Origin of the sequence: Streptomyces capoamus (assembly GCF_014654935.1) — a bacterium.
Lineage (GTDB): Bacteria > Actinomycetota > Actinomycetes > Streptomycetales > Streptomycetaceae > Streptomyces > Streptomyces capoamus.
Genome location: NZ_BNBF01000006.1, coordinates 289,308 through 304,231 on the forward strand (window position 1 = coordinate 289,308; position 14,924 = coordinate 304,231).

Sequence of the window (14,924 nt, forward strand, 5' to 3'; positions counted from 1 at the left end):
CCGGGCACCCATCGCGAGCTGCTCGGCGGCACGGACGTCACGGACACGGTCGCCCTCGGCCGCTACGGCGTGGCGGTGCTGCGGCCATGAGCGCCACCCCGGTCCACGGCACCTGGGAGCCGGCCCCGGCCGCCCGCTGGGAGGACGCCTTCCTGAGCGGCAACGGCCACCACGGCGCCCTCGTGTTCGGGGACCCGGACGACGAGCGGGTGGTCGTCACGCATCACACCCTGGTCCGGCCCAACGGCGGCGAGTACGCCCGGCCGCCCCGGCTGGCCGCCGCGCTGCCCGCGGTGCAGGACCGGCTGCTCGTCGGCGACCTCACCGCCGCCGAGAGCCTCACCGACGGCCGGCCACTGCAGTGGGTGCAGCCCTTCCACCCCGCCTTCCAGGTCCGCGTGCGCCGGAGCACGGACGGCGGGCGTTACGTCCGCCGCGCCGTCGACTTCACCACCGGCGAGGCCACGGCGGTCCGTGCCGACGCCCGCGGCCGGGTCTTCGTCTCCCGCGCGGACGACGTGATCGTGCACGAGGTCACCGGCGGCGACCTCGACATCCGCCTCGACCACCGGCTGCCCGGCGCCCCTGCCGGGCTGCGCGTCGGCCACGGCACGCTGCTCACCCCGGAGGGCGCCGTGCTGAGCCTGCGCGCCCGCTACCCGGGCAGTGACCGCGCCTGCACCGGGGTGACCCTGGTCGCCGTTCGCGGCGGCCGGACCGAACTCGCCCCGCCGGGCGTCCGCGTCACCGGCGCCCGTTCGGCGCTGCTGCTCACCCGGGTGCGCCGGCACACCGGGGAGCGGGACGTGGTCGCCGAGATCCGGCAGCTCCAGGCCCTGCTCGACGGCACCGACCGGCCCTACGACAGCCTCCTCGCCCGCCACCTGGACCGGCACCGCCCCGCCTACCTACGGGTCGGCCTCGACCTCGGGGCCGACCCGGCCGAGCGCGCCCTGCCCGGCTCCGAGCTGCTGACCCGCCCGGACAGTCCGGCCCTGCTGGAGCGGCTCTTCGCGGCCGGCCGCTACCACCTGCTCTCCAGCAGCGGGTACCACCCGCCCCGGCTCACCGGCCTGTGGACCGGCGACTGGGACACCGCCTGGTCGGGCGCGTTCACCACCGACGCCAACCTCACCCTGCAGACCGCCGCCGCGCCCGCCGCCGCCCTGCCCGAGGTCACCGAGGCGCTGGCCGCACTGGTCGAACGGCAGCTGCCGGACTGGCGGGCCAACGCCCGCGCGATCTTCGGCACCCGGGGCGCGGTCGCGCCCGCCCACACCGACGGCGAGTCGGGGTACAGCTACCACTTCAGCCGCGCCCATCCACTGCACCTGTGGACGGCCGGGGCCGACGGGCTGCTCAAACCGCTGGTCGACCACGACGAGATCCGCGGCGAGCGGGACCCGCGCACCGCCGCCGCCCTCGCCGAGGCGGCCCTCTTCTACGAGGACTTCCTCACCCGCACCGACGCCGACGGCCGGCTCGTCGTCGTCCCCTCCTACTCGCCCGAGAACCGCCCCGCGAACGGCAGCTGGGGCGCGCTCAACGCGGCCATGGACCTCTCCGCCGCCCGCCACACCCTGCTCACCGCCGCCCGCTACCACCCCGGACACGCCGACCGCTGGCGCACCCTGGCCGCCCGGATTCCCCCGCACCGCGTCAACGCCGACGGCGCCCTCGCCGAATGGGCCTGGCCCGGCCTGGAGGACACCTACGACCACCGCCACCTCAGCCACCTCCACGGGGTCTGGCCGCTGGAGGAGATCACCCCCTACGACACCCCGCGTCTGGCCGCCGCCGCCCACCGGGCGCTCGTCCTGCGCGGCACGGAGAACGACTCCGCCCACGGCCACCTGCACCAGGCCCTGATCGCCGCCCGCCTGCGGGACCGGGAACACGCCGGGCGGGCCCTGCGCCGGGTGCTGGACGGCGACTTCTTCCACGCCTCGCTGATGAGCGCCCACTACCCGCACCGGGACGTCTACAACGCGGACGCCGCGCACACCCTGCCCGGGGTGCTGATCGAACTGCTCGTGCAGTCCACCCCGGACCGGCTCGTCCTGCTGCCCGCCGTCCCGGACGACTGCCCGCGCGGCGAACTGCGCGGGGTGCGCACCCGGTTCGGCGCGGAGGTCGACCTCGCCTGGGGCCCGGACGGCGCGCGGGCCGTCGTACGGCCGGGCCGCACCCGCCGTGTCGAACTGCGGACTTCCTCCGGCGCCGAGCCGCTCGACCTCGTCGCCGGAGAAGACCGCGTCCTCACCCTGGGGGCGCGGTGACCGGAACGCCTCCCCCCACCCATGGAAGGGACACCATGGCAGCAAGCACGCTCGGCAGGGCCGCCAAGGCCCTGCTCGCCCCCGCCCTCGCCCTCGGCGCCACCGTCGGCCTCGCCTCGGCGCCCGCCTCCGCCGCCGTCTGGAGCTCGTGCGACCAGTGGGGCAACACCGGCCTGAACGGCTACACCCTCTACAACAACATCTGGGGCTCCGGCGCCGGCAGCCAGTGCGTCTGGGCCAACTCCGGCACCAACTGGGGCGTCTGGGCGAACCACCCCGACACCGGCGGGATCAAGTCCTACCCGAACGCCAAGAAGGTGATCAACAAGCCGATCACCTCGCTGACCTCGCTCACCAGCACCTACAACGTCACCGTCCCGTCCACCGGCGCCTACAACACCTCGTACGACATCTGGGACACCGGCCACAGGTACGAGGTCATGCTCTGGGTCAACAGGACCGGGGCCGTCGGCCCGCTCGGCACCGCGCAGGGCACGGTCGCCCTCGGCGGCGCCACCTGGACCGTCCACAAGGGCAACAACGGCTCCAACGACGTCTTCTCCTTCGTCCGCGCCTCCAACTCCGGCTCCGGCACGGTGAACATCCTGCCGATCCTGAAGTGGATCAAGGACACCAAGGGCTGGTTCGGCGACGTCACCATCGGTGACGTCCAGTTCGGCTACGAGATCACGTCCTCCGCCGGCGGCCTGGGCTTCACCACCAACAACCTGACCGTCAGCGCCGGCTGAACACCGGGGGCCGGCCTCCGGCGCGGGGGCCGGCCCCTCCGGGCGGTCAGGACGCGGCCGGCGCCGGCCCCGAACTCGTCCGGACCGTCAGCCCGGGCGCGAGCAGCACGACCTCGTCGCTGCCGCGCCCGCCCAGCTTGGCCACCAGGTGTTCCACGGCGCGCCGGCCCATCTCCTGGGCCGGGATGGCGACCGAGGTGAGCCGTACCGACGCCTGGACGGCGACCTGGTCCGGGCAGATCGCGACCACGGAGACGTCCTCGGGCACCGCCCGGCCCTGCTGGCGCAGCAGCGCGAGCAGGGGCTCCACGGCCGACTCGTTCTGCACGACGAACCCGGTGGTGCCCGGGCGCTCGTCGAAGATCCGGGCCAGGGTGAGGGCCATCGCGTCGTACCCGCCTTCGCACGGCCGGTGCAGGAGCCGCAGACCCCTCTCCCGGGCCCCGGAGCGCAGTCCGTCGAGGGTGCGCTCGGCGAAGCCGGTGTGCCGCTCGTAGACCGCCGGGGCCTCGCCGATGACCGCGACGTCACGGTGGCCGAGCTGCGCCAGGTGCTCCACACACAGCGCGCCGGTCGCGGTCCAGTCCAGGTCCACGCAGGTCAGACCGGTGGTGTCGGCGGGCAGACCGATGAGGACGCAGGGCTGGTCCGTCTCCCGCAGCAGCGGCAGCCGCTCGTCCTCCAGCTCGACGTCCATGAGGATCATCGCGTCGGCCAGCCCGCTGCCGGTGACCCGGCGCACCGCGTCGGGGCCCTCCTCGCCGGTGAGGAGCAGGACGTCGTAACCGTGCGTGCGGGCGGTCGTGGCGACCGCGATGGCGATCTCCATCATCACCGGCACGTACATGTCGGTGCGCAGTGGGATCATCAGGGCGATGATGTTCGACCGTTTGCCGGCCAGCGCGCGGGCGCCCGCGTTCGGGTGGTAGCCGAGTTCCCGGATGCTCTGCTCGACCCGCTGCCGGGTGGAGGCGGAGATGGACCGCTTGCCGCTGAGGACGTAACTCACCGTGCTCGCCGAGACTCCGGCGTGCTGGGCGACCTCGGCAAGGGTGACCATCCAGCTCTCCAGGCTCTGTGAAGCGCTTCGACACTGCGCGTATCCGACAAGGTGGGTGACGGTGTGGTGACAGTAGCCCCAGCGCAGCCGGGGTGTCCAGGGGCTGTCGAAGCGCTTCGACAGTCAACCAAGTGGCCACGATCCTCCGGGAACCGAACCGTCCCCCGGGAGGAACGCCGAACGCAACACCGCGGCCACCCGTTCGGCGCGCGAGGGGTGGTGGGCCCAGCCCGTTTGGGGTACCAACGATCCAGTAGCACTGGTCGGTAACGAACGGTCCCAGTCGTCCCCTTTCGCGGCGAGGTGAGCCACCATGACCGCCACCACCCCACGCACCACCGTCACCGAGCGCGAGGCCCGCCGGGTGGCGGAGGCCGCCCGGGAACAGGACTGGCGCAAGCCCAGCTTCGCCAAGGAACTGTTCCTCGGGCGCTTCCGGCTCGACCTCATCCACCCCCACCCGCTCCCCGACGAGGAATCCGTCCGCCGCGGCGAGGAGTTCCTGGCGAAACTGCGCGCCTTCTGCGAGACGCAGATCGACGCCGCCCGCATCGAACGCGAGGCCCGCATCCCCGACGAGGTCGTGGCCGGTCTGAAGGAACTCGGCGCCCTCGGCATGAAGATCGACCCCAAGTACGGCGGTCTCGGCCTGACCCAGCTGTACTACAACAAGGCCCTCGCCCTGGTCGGCTCCGTCAGCCCCGCCGTCGGCGCGCTGCTCTCCGCCCACCAGTCGATCGGCGTCCCGCAGCCGCTGAAGATGTTCGGCACCCAGGAGCAGAAGGACGCCTTCCTGCCCCGCTGCGCCCGCACCGACATCTCCGCGTTCCTGCTCACCGAGCCGGACGTGGGCTCCGACCCGGCCCGCCTGGCCACCACGGCCGTACCCGACGGCGACGACTACGTCCTCGACGGCGTGAAGCTGTGGACCACCAACGGGGTGGTCGCCGACCTGCTCGTCGTCATGGCACGGGTGCCGAAGTCCGAGGGGCACAAGGGCGGTATCACCGCGTTCGTCGTGGAGGCCGGCGCCGAGGGCGTCACCGTCGAGAACCGCAACGCCTTCATGGGGCTGCGCGGCATCGAGAACGGCGTCACCCGCTTCCACCGGGTGCGGGTCCCGGCCGCCCACCGGATCGGCCCCGAGGGCGCCGGCCTGAAGATCGCGCTGACCACGCTGAACACCGGGCGGCTGTCGCTGCCCGCGATGTGCGCGGGCGCCGGCAAGTGGTGCCTGGGGATCGCCCGCCAGTGGTCGGCGGAGCGCGAGCAGTGGGGCAAGCCGGTCGCGCTGCACGAGGCCGTCGGCTCCAAGATCAGCTTCATCGCGGCCACCACCTTCGCGCTGGAGGCCGTGGTCGACCTCTCCTCGCAGATGGCCGACGAGGACCGCAACGACATCCGCATCGAGGCGGCCCTCGCCAAGCTCTACGGCTCCGAGATGGCCTGGACGATGGCCGACGAGCTGGTCCAGATCCGCGGCGGGCGCGGCTACGAGACGGCCGAGTCGCTGCGGGCGCGCGGCGAACGCCCGGTCCCGGCCGAGCAGATGCTGCGCGACCTGCGCATCAACCGCATCTTCGAGGGCTCCACGGAGATCATGCACCTGCTGATCGCCCGCGAGGCCGTCGACGCCCACCTCTCGGTCGCCGGCGACCTCATCGACCCCGACAAACCGCTGTCCGCCAAGGCGAGGGCGAGCGCGAACGCGGGCGTCTTCTACGCCAAGTGGCTGCCGAAGCTGGTCGCCGGCCCCGGTCAGCTGCCGACGGCGTACAGCGAGTTCAAGCACGGCATCGACCTCTCCGGGCACCTGCGCTACGTCGAGCGCACGGCCCGCAAACTGGCCCGGTCCACCTTCTACGCCATGTCCCGCTGGCAGGGCCGGATGGAGACCAAGCAGGGCTTCCTCGGCCGGATCGTGGACATCGGCGCGGAGCTGTTCGCGATGAGCGCGGCCTGCGTCCGCGCCGAGCGGCTGTGGCGGGAGGGCGAGCACGGCCGCGAGGCCTACCAGCTCGCCGACGTCTTCTGCCGCCAGGCCCGCATCCGGGTCGAGGAACTCTTCGGCCGGCTGTGGAGCAACACCGACGACCTGGACCGCAAGGTGGTCCGGGGCGTCCTCGCCGGCGCCTACACCTGGCTGGAGGAGGGCGTCCTCGACCCGTCGGGCGAGGGCCCGTGGATCGCGGACGCGACCCCCGGACCCTCCACCCGCGAGAACGCCCGCCGTCCGTTCGGGAGCTAGCAGTACGTGTCGCTCGGGTCCCGCGTCGTCCAGGAGCAGGTGTCCACCTTGCTGCCGCTCGCCTTGGTCAGGGTCGCCGTGTCCTTGTCGTTGTTCCAGACGTAGGCGCGGCGGCCCTGGTACTTGTCCGACGCGGTGTCCGAACCGCTGCCGGTGCGGACCTTCAGGTACTTCCCGGCACCGATCTTGACGTTGCCGAAGACGTACTTGTGGTTGGACGCGTCCTTCAGCACCCAGCCCTTGAGCGAGACCGCCGAACCGCCGGTGTTCTTCAGCTGCACCCACTCGGCGTTGAGGCTCTTGTTCGAGCGGTTGTCCGAGCCGGGGCTGTCGAACCACACGTGGTGGATCTTCACGCCCCCGGCGGCCTCGGCCGGGGTGCTGAGCAGTGTGCCGGTGAGCAGGGCCGCGCCGGCGAGAGCGGGCAGGGCCGCGCGAATGCGCACAGTACGCATGGTGAGATCCCCCCAAGGATGTCGTCCGCGAATCGTGTGGAACGAAGTGTTATCACATGATCTTCACGATGAGTCCACAAAGTCCGGGGAGGGCACCCGGCCGGGGGACGCGCTGTCCGGGCCGTCACCGCGTGCCGCCACAATGGGAGGATGACCGACAGTCCCGCCCGTCCGGCACCCCTCGCCGACCCGCACCTCGTCTACGACCCCGCCCCCGGGGACGGCCCCAAGGACGTGGTGATCCTCGGCTCCACCGGATCCATCGGCACCCAGGCCATCGACCTCGTGCTGCGCAACCCCGACCGCTTCCGGGTCACCGCCCTCTCCGCGAACGGCTCCCGGGTGGCCCTCCTCGCCGAGCAGGCGCACCGGCTGCGGGTGCGGACCGTCGCCGTCGCCCGCGAGGACGTCGTACCCGCGCTGCGCGAGGCGCTCGCCGCCGAGTACGGCAGCGGACAGCCGCTGCCTGAGATCCTCGCCGGACCCGACGCGGCCACCGAGCTGGCCGCCTCCGCGTGCCACACCGTGCTCAACGGCATCACCGGCTCCATCGGCCTCGCCCCGACCCTCGCCGCCCTGGAGGCGGGCCGCACCCTCGCGCTCGCCAACAAGGAGTCGCTGATCGTCGGCGGCCCGCTGGTCACGGCGCTCGCCAAGCCCGGACAGATCATCCCGGTCGACTCCGAGCACGCGGCCCTCTTCCAGGCGCTCGCCGCCGGAACCCGGTCCGACGTGCGCAAGCTGGTCGTCACCGCCTCCGGCGGCCCCTTCCGCGGCCGGACCCGGGACGAGCTGGCCCACGTCACCGTCGCCGACGCCCTCGCCCACCCCACCTGGGCGATGGGCCCGGTGATCACGGTCAACTCCGCGACACTGGTCAACAAGGGCCTGGAGGTCATCGAGGCCCACCTGCTCTACGACATTCCCTTCGACCGCATTGAGGTGGTCGTGCACCCGCAGTCGTATGTCCACTCGATGGTCGAGTTCACCGACGGATCCACGATCGCCCAGGCGACGCCCCCCGACATGCGCGGGCCCATCGCCATCGGCCTGGGCTGGCCCGAACGCGTCCCCGACGCGGCGCCCGCCTTCGACTGGAGCAAGGCCTCCAGCTGGGAGTTCTTCCCGCTGGACGAGGAGGCCTTCCCCTCGGTGAACCTCGCCCGGCACGTGGGGCGGCTCGCGGGCACGGCCCCGGCGGTGTTCAATGCCGCCAATGAGGAGTGCGTCGCTGCCTTCCTGAGCGGCGCCCTGCCCTTCAACGGGATCATGGAGACCGTCACCCGGGTGGTCGAGGAACACGGCACCCCGGTCACGGGAACCTCACTCACGGTGTCGGACGTCCTCGAAGCGGAGACCTGGGCGCGGGCCCGGGCCCGTGAACTCACAGCCACGACGGCGACCGCGGAGGCGCGTGCATGACGACCTTGATGTTCATCCTCGGCATAGTGGTCTTCGCGGTGGGCCTGCTCGTCTCGATCGCGTGGCACGAGCTGGGGCACCTGTCCACGGCCAAGCTCTTCGGCATCCGCGTCCCGCAGTACATGGTCGGCTTCGGCCCGACCGTCTGGTCGCGGAACAAGGGCGAGACCGAGTACGGCATCAAGGCGATCCCGCTCGGCGGCTACATCCGCATGATCGGGATGTTCCCGCCCGACGACTCCGGCCGGGTCACCGCCCGCTCCACCTCCCCGTGGCGCGGCATGATCGAGGACGCCCGCTCGGCCGCCTTCGAGGAACTCAAGCCGGGTGACGAGACGCGCATGTTCTACACGCGCAAGCCGTGGAAGCGGGTCATCGTCATGTTCGCGGGCCCCTTCATGAACCTGGTGCTCGCGATCGGTCTGTTCCTCACCGTGCTGATGGGCTTCGGCATCCAGCAGCAGACCACCACCGTCGCCTCCGTCTCGCCCTGCGTCATCGCGCAGAGCGAGCACCGCGACACCTGCAAGAAGTCCGACCCGGCCTCCCCGGCCGAGGCCGCCGGCATCAAGAAGCGCGACAAGATCGTCTCCTTCGACGGCAAGCCCACCAAGGACTGGAACACCCTCTCGGACCTCATCCGGGTCAGCGCGGGCAGGACCGTGCCGATCGTCGTCGAACGGGACGGCAGGCAGCTCACCCTGCACGCGAAGATCGCCACCAACATGGTCGCCAAGAAGGAGTCCGGCGGCGGATACGTCCAGGGCCAGTACGTGAAGGCCGGCTTCCTCGGCTTCAGCGCCGCCACCGGCGTCGTCAGGCAGGACTTCGGCGAGTCCGTGACCTGGATGACCGACCGGGTCGGCGACGCCGTCGACTCCCTGGTCGCCCTGCCCGGCAAGATCCCGGCCCTGTGGGACGCCGCCTTCGGCGACGGCCCGCGCGAGCCGGACTCCCCGATGGGCATCGTCGGCGCGGCCCGGGTCACCGGAGAGATCGCCACCCTGGACATCCCCGCCTCGCAGCAGCTGGCGATGTTCGTCTTCGTCCTCGCCGGCTTCAACCTCTCCCTGTTCCTGTTCAACATGCTCCCGCTGCTCCCGCTCGACGGCGGGCACATCGCGGGCGCGCTGTGGGAGTCGCTGCGGCGGAACGTGGCCCGGGTGCTGCGCCGGCCCGACCCCGGCCCGTTCGACGTCGCCAAGCTGATGCCGGTGGCGTACGTGGTGGCCGGGATCTTCGTCTGCTTCACCGTCCTGGTGCTGATCGCCGACGTGGTCAACCCGGTGAAAATCTCCTAGCCACCCCTCGTTCACGGCGGCCCGGAACCCGGTGGTTCCGGGCCGCCTCCCATCGGGTGGCTTTGCGGGAGGGATGTGCTGACGCCCGGGCCGGTGCCGTAATCTCGAAGCCTGGAGCCCGCCGTTCACGGGACCGGACCTTGATCCACGACTTGGGGTTGCACAGCAGATGACTGCGATTTCTCTCGGCATGCCGTCCGTTCCGACCAAGCTCGCCGAGCGCCGCAAGAGCCGGCAGATCCAGGTCGGAAGCGTGCCGGTCGGCGGGGACGCGCCGGTCTCGGTCCAGTCGATGACCACGACCCGTACGTCCGACATCGGCGCCACCCTCCAGCAGATCGCCGAGCTGACCGCCTCCGGCTGCCAGATCGTCCGGGTGGCCTGCCCCACCCAGGACGACGCTGATGCCCTCGCCACCATCGCGAGGAAGTCGCAGATCCCGGTGATCGCGGACATCCACTTCCAGCCCAAGTACGTCTTCGCCGCCATCGAGGCCGGCTGCGCCGCCGTCCGCGTCAACCCCGGCAACATCAAGCAGTTCGACGACAAGGTCAAGGAGATCGCGCGGGCCGCGAAGGAGCACGGCACGCCGATCCGCATCGGCGTCAACGCCGGCTCCCTGGACCGGCGCCTGCTCCAGAAGTACGGCAAGGCGACCCCCGAGGCCCTGGTCGAATCGGCCCTGTGGGAGGCGTCCCTCTTCGAGGAGCACGACTTCCGCGACATCAAGATCTCGGTCAAGCACAACGACCCCGTCGTCATGATCGAGGCCTACCGCCAGCTCGCCGAGGCCTGCGACTACCCGCTCCACCTCGGCGTCACCGAGGCCGGCCCGGCGTTCCAGGGCACCATCAAGTCGGCCGTCGCCTTCGGCGCCCTGCTCTCCCAGGGCATCGGCGACACCATCCGCGTCTCCCTGTCCGCCCCGCCGGTCGAGGAGGTCAAGGTCGGCCTGCAGATCCTGCAGTCGCTCGGCCTGCGCCAGCGCGGCCTGGAGATCGTCTCCTGCCCGTCCTGCGGTCGCGCCCAGGTCGACGTCTACAAGCTGGCCGAGGAGGTCACGGCCGGCCTCACCGGCATGGAGGTCCCCCTCCGCGTCGCCGTCATGGGCTGCGTCGTCAACGGCCCCGGCGAGGCCCGCGAGGCCGACCTCGGCGTCGCCTCCGGCAACGGCAAGGGCCAGATCTTCGTCAAGGGCGAGGTCATCAAGACCGTCCCCGAGTCGAAGATCGTGGAGACCCTGATCGAGGAGGCCATGAAGCTGGCCGAGCAGATGGAGAGCGAGGGCGTGGCCTCCGGCGAGCCGTCGGTGTCGGTGGCGGGCTGACGCCCGGCGGGGGCCCGTCCGCGGGCCCCGCACCCGCCCGACCGGGGGCGGCGCGCGGGAAACATGGCAGGTACAGTGCGGGAATCAGGCAATGTCCGACCGTGAGGCCCCCACGTGCTGACCCAGACCACCTCCCGGGTCCTGGAACCGAGTGACCTGGACGCCGCGCTCGCCGTCCTCGACCGCGACCCGGTCGCCAACGCCTTCGTGACCTCCCGGGTCCAGGTGGCGGGCCTCGACCCCTGGCGGCTCGGCGGCGAGATGTGGGGCTGGTACGAGGACGGCATGCTCACGTCCCTGTGCTACGCGGGCGCCAACCTCGTCCCCATCAGCGCCGGCCCGCGCGCGGTCCGCGCCTTCGCCGACCGCGCCCGCCGGGCCGGCCGGCGCTGCTCCTCCATCGTCGGCCCCGCCGAGCCCACCGCCCAGCTGTGGCGGCTGCTCGAACCGCAGTGGGGCCCCGCCCGCGAGGTCCGCGCCCACCAGCCGCTGATGATCACCGACCGCATGCCCGCCGGCATCACCCCGGACCCGTACGTCCGCCGCGTCGGCAAGGACGAGATGGAGACGATCATGCCGGCCTGCGTGGCGATGTTCACGGAAGAGGTCGGCATCTCGCCCCTCGCCGGCGACGGCGGCCTGCTCTACCAGGCCCGGGTCGCCGAACTCGTCGGCTCCGGCCGCTCCTTCGCCCGCGTCGACGACCAGGGCCGGGTCGTGTTCAAGGCCGAGATCGGCGCCGCCACCCCGCAGGCCTGCCAGATCCAAGGCGTCTGGGTGGCCCCCGAGTACCGGGGCCGGGGCCTCGCGGCCCCCGGCATGGCGGCGGTGCTGCGCTACGCCCTGGCGGAGTTCGCCCCCGTGGTCAGCCTGTACGTCAACGACTTCAACACGGCCGCGCGCAGGACGTACCGCAGGGTCGGCTTCCACGAGGTGGGCGCCTTCATGAGCGTTCTGTTCTGACCGCCCTGTACGCTCCCGGCATGGACCTCGTGATCGGCCCCCTCGACCTCGTTGCCCACCTGGACGAGGCCCTGGCCGTCCAGGCCCTCGCCTTCGGGCTCGGGCCGGAGGAAGTCGCCGTACGCCGTCAGATCGTCCAGCGCCACATGCAGTACAACGGCGCACGGGCCTACGGCGCCACCAGCCGCGGACGGCTGATCGGATTCGTCTACGGGATGCCCAACAGCCGTACCCACTGGTGGTCCACCGTCGTCGAGCCCTACCTGCGGGCCAACGGCAACGACTCCTGGCTGGACGACTCCTTCGTCATCACCGAACTGCACGTCCACCCCGACCACCAGAACCGCGGCATCGGCCGGCGGCTGATCACCACGATCACCGACACCGCCACCGAACCCCGCTCGATCCTCTCCGCGATCGACACCGACAGCCCCGCCCGCGGCCTCTACCACTCCCTCGGCTACACCGACCTCGCCCGCCAGGTGCACTTCCCGAGCGCACCCCGGCCGTACGCGGTGATGGGCGCCCCGCTGCCGCTGCGCAGGCGCTGACCGATTTCCACCGGCACGGGCGGCCCGGCTAACCTCCATGCCATCACCTTTACCCGGCAGGAGTACGAGAACCATGGCCAACGCACCGGTCCAGCGCATGTCCCAGTTGATGGCGAAGACGCTGCGCGACGACCCGGCGGACGCCGAGGTCCTCAGCCACAAGCTCCTCGTGCGCGCCGGCTACGTCCGCCGCACGGCCGCCGGCATCTGGAGCTGGCTGCCCCTCGGCAAGAAGGTCCTCGCCAACGTCGAGCGCATCGTCCGCGAGGAGATGGACGCCATCGGCGCCCAGGAGGTCTCGCTGCCCGCCCTGCTGCCGCGCGAGCCCTACGAGGCCACCGGCCGCTGGGACGAGTACGGCCAGGAACTGTTCCGGCTCAAGGACCGCAAGGGCGGCGACTACCTCCTCGGCCCCACCCACGAGGAGATCTTCACCCTCCTGGTCAAGGACCAGTGCACGTCCTACAAGGACCTGCCGGTGATCCTCTACCAGATCCAGACCAAGTTCCGCGACGAGGCCCGCCCCCGCGCCGGCATCCTGCGCGGCCGTGAGTTCCTGATGAAGGACTCGTACTCCTTCGACACGGAGGACGAGGGCCTCGCGAAGTCGTACGCCCTGCACCGCCAGGCCTACCAGCGCGTCTTCGAGCGCCTCGGCCTCGACTACCGCATCTGCGCCGCCACCGCCGGCGCCATGGGCGGCTCCAAGTCCGAGGAGTTCCTCGCCCCCGCCGAGGCCGGCGAGGACACCTTCGCGGACTGCCCGAACTGCGACTTCGCCGCCAACACGGAGGCGATCACGTACGAGCTGAAGCCGGCCGACGGCTCGGCCGTGCCCGCGCTCGAGGAGATCCCGACCCCCGACACCCCGACCATCGAGACCCTGGCCGCCTCGCTCGGCGTCCCCGCCTCCGCCACGCTGAAGAACCTGCTGGTCAAGGTGGACGGCGAGATCGTCGCCGTGGGCGTGCCCGGTGACCGTGAGGTGGACATGGACAAGGTCGAGGCGCACTTCGCCCCGGCCGCCGTCGAGATGGTCACCGAGGCCGACTTCGCCGAGCGCTCCGACCTGGTCCGGGGCTACGTCGGACCGCAGGGCCTGGGGGAGAAGGTCACGTACATCGCCGACCCGCGCGTGGCCCCCGGCACCTCCTGGATCACCGGTGCCAACAAGGAGCACACGCACGCGAAGAACGTCGTCGCGGGCCGGGACTTCGAGGTCGACGCCTACGTGGACGTCGTGGTCGTGCAGGACGGCGACCCCTGCCCGAAGTGCGGCACCGGCCTGAAGCTGGACCGCGCCATCGAGATCGGCCACATCTTCCAGCTGGGCCGCAAGTACACCGACGCCCTGAAGCTGGACGTCCTCGGCCAGAACGGCAAGCCCGTCCGCGTCACCATGGGCTCCTACGGCATCGGCGTCTCCCGTGCCGTCGCCGCGCTCGCCGAGCAGACCGCCGACGACAAGGGCCTGGTGTGGCCCAAGGAGGTCGCCCCGGCCGACGTGCACGTCGTCGCCGCGGGCAAGGCCCTGCAGACCGAGCTGGCCCTCGACGTCGCCGGCAAGCTCGCCGCCGCGGGCGTCCGCGTCCTGGTGGACGACCGGGCCGGGGTCTCCCCGGGCGTGAAGTTCACCGACGCCGAGCTGATCGGCGTGCCGCAGATCCTGGTGGCCGGCCGCCGTTCCGGCGAGGGCGTCGTGGAGCTGAAGGACCGCAGGACCGGCGAGCGCGAGGAACTCCCGGTCGAGGAAGCGATCGCCCGCCTCACGGCCTGACCGACGACCCCTCCCCGCCCCCGCCCGCGAGGGCGGGGGCAGTGGTGGGAGGTCGGTGGACCGCGCTATCGGCCCCGGCGGTGACCGGGCACCCGGGCCGAGCCGCTTCCCGGGGCGAGCGTCCGTCGAAGGGAGACTCCGCCACCTCGAACGCCGACCCGCGGCTCGCCCGTCCCGGGCCCCGTGCGGAACTCCGGCCGCCGGGTCGGACGTCGGTGAACGGCGGTGCCGGTCCCGGCGGGTGCGGCGCCGCGGTGCCGACCGTCCGGTTCCCGCCCGCGTGGCCCCGGACGCCCGGGTTCCGTCCGTCCGGCGCCGTCGGCAGCCCGGCCAGGCGACCGGGCACCCGGACCGCGCTCCTTCCCGGGGCGAGCGTCCGGCGAAGGCAGGCTGCGCCATGTCGAACGCGGACCTGCGGCTCGCCCGTCCCGGGCCCCGCGCGGCCCCGGACGCCCGGTTTCCGCCCGTCCGGCGCCGTCAGCGGCCCCGGCCAGGTGACGGGTACCCGGGCCGCGTCCTTCCCGGTGCGAGCGTCCGGCGAAGGCAGGCTGCGCCACCTCGAACGCCGACCTGGCGGAGGTCGGTGGACCGCGGTGCCGGTGCCGGCGGGTGCAGCGTCGCGGGGTCGAGCGTCCGATCACCGCCCGCGCGTGGCCCCGCACGCCCGGTTTCCGCCCGTCCGGCGCCGTCAGCGGCACCGGCCAGGTGACGGGTACCCGGGCCGCGTTCCTTCCCTGTGCGAGCGTCCGGCGGAGGCAGGCTGCGCCACCTCGAACGCGGACCTGCGGCTCG

The 14,924-nt window shown here is 72.2% G+C and carries 12 protein-coding genes; 10 read left to right on the plus strand and 2 right to left on the minus strand.

Features of this window, described 5'->3' with window-relative positions; translation table 11 throughout:
• The 3 genes from IE312_RS39750 to IE312_RS12775 form a co-directional block, all read left to right on the plus strand.
• Positions 1-90, plus strand: a 90-nt coding sequence (locus IE312_RS39750; RefSeq protein ID WP_229899630.1) for a Beta-galactosidase C-terminal domain, incomplete at its 5' end; no start/stop codon positions are given.
• Positions 87-2,279 (plus strand): glycosyl hydrolase family 95 catalytic domain-containing protein, encoded by a 2,193-nt coding sequence (locus IE312_RS12770; protein ID WP_189981237.1) that lies wholly within the window; start codon positions 87-89, stop codon positions 2,277-2,279. The genes IE312_RS39750 and IE312_RS12770, both read left to right, overlap by 4 nt.
• Positions 2,280-2,314: 35 nt before the next feature.
• Entirely contained in the window at positions 2,315-3,028 is a 714-nt protein-coding gene (locus IE312_RS12775; RefSeq protein WP_189981239.1) for a glycoside hydrolase family 12 protein, read from the plus strand.
• A 46-nt stretch (positions 3,029-3,074) separates the two neighbouring features.
• Here IE312_RS12775 and IE312_RS12780 read toward each other — a convergent pair whose 3' ends face one another.
• Positions 3,075-4,088 (minus strand): LacI family DNA-binding transcriptional regulator, encoded by a 1,014-nt coding sequence (locus tag IE312_RS12780; protein WP_189981242.1) that lies wholly within the window; start codon positions 4,086-4,088, stop codon positions 3,075-3,077.
• A 313-nt stretch (positions 4,089-4,401) separates the two neighbouring features.
• Between IE312_RS12780 and IE312_RS12785 the strand changes: the two genes are divergently transcribed.
• Positions 4,402-6,336 (plus strand): acyl-CoA dehydrogenase family protein, encoded by a 1,935-nt coding sequence (locus IE312_RS12785; protein WP_189981244.1) that lies wholly within the window; start codon positions 4,402-4,404, stop codon positions 6,334-6,336.
• Here IE312_RS12785 and IE312_RS12790 read toward each other — a convergent pair.
• Positions 6,333-6,791: a lamin tail domain-containing protein gene (locus IE312_RS12790; RefSeq protein WP_189981246.1), complete on the minus strand. Its 459-nt coding sequence runs from the start codon at positions 6,789-6,791 to the stop codon at positions 6,333-6,335. The genes IE312_RS12785 and IE312_RS12790 overlap by 4 nt on opposite strands.
• Before the next feature lie 150 nt (positions 6,792-6,941).
• Between IE312_RS12790 and dxr the strand changes: the two genes are divergently transcribed.
• The 6 genes from dxr to IE312_RS12820 all read left to right on the plus strand — a co-directional run bounded on the left by dxr (position 6,942) and on the right by IE312_RS12820 (position 14,132).
• The gene (dxr, locus tag IE312_RS12795; RefSeq protein ID WP_189981248.1) at positions 6,942-8,213 is read left to right on the plus strand and encodes a 1-deoxy-D-xylulose-5-phosphate reductoisomerase; all 1,272 of its coding nucleotides are present in this window, start codon (positions 6,942-6,944) and stop codon (positions 8,211-8,213) included.
• Positions 8,210-9,514: a M50 family metallopeptidase gene (locus tag IE312_RS12800; protein WP_189981250.1), complete on the plus strand. Its 1,305-nt coding sequence runs from the start codon at positions 8,210-8,212 to the stop codon at positions 9,512-9,514. Before dxr ends, IE312_RS12800 begins: the two co-directional genes overlap by 4 nt.
• A gap of 169 nt (positions 9,515-9,683) precedes the next feature.
• Complete coding sequence (gene ispG / locus IE312_RS12805) at positions 9,684-10,841, plus strand: flavodoxin-dependent (E)-4-hydroxy-3-methylbut-2-enyl-diphosphate synthase (RefSeq protein ID WP_189981252.1); 1,158 nt, start codon at positions 9,684-9,686, stop codon at positions 10,839-10,841.
• 114 nt (positions 10,842-10,955) lie between these two features.
• Positions 10,956-11,804 (plus strand): GNAT family N-acetyltransferase, encoded by an 849-nt coding sequence (locus IE312_RS12810; RefSeq protein ID WP_189981254.1) that lies wholly within the window; start codon positions 10,956-10,958, stop codon positions 11,802-11,804.
• 20 nt (positions 11,805-11,824) lie between these two features.
• Positions 11,825-12,355 carry a GNAT family N-acetyltransferase gene (locus tag IE312_RS12815; protein WP_189981256.1) on the plus strand — a complete coding sequence of 177 codons (531 nt, stop codon included), beginning with the start codon at positions 11,825-11,827 and terminating at the stop codon, positions 12,353-12,355.
• Between the two features lie 73 nt (positions 12,356-12,428).
• Positions 12,429-14,132: a proline--tRNA ligase gene (locus tag IE312_RS12820; protein ID WP_189981258.1), complete on the plus strand. Its 1,704-nt coding sequence runs from the start codon at positions 12,429-12,431 to the stop codon at positions 14,130-14,132.
• Positions 14,133-14,924: the final 792 nt, after the last annotated feature.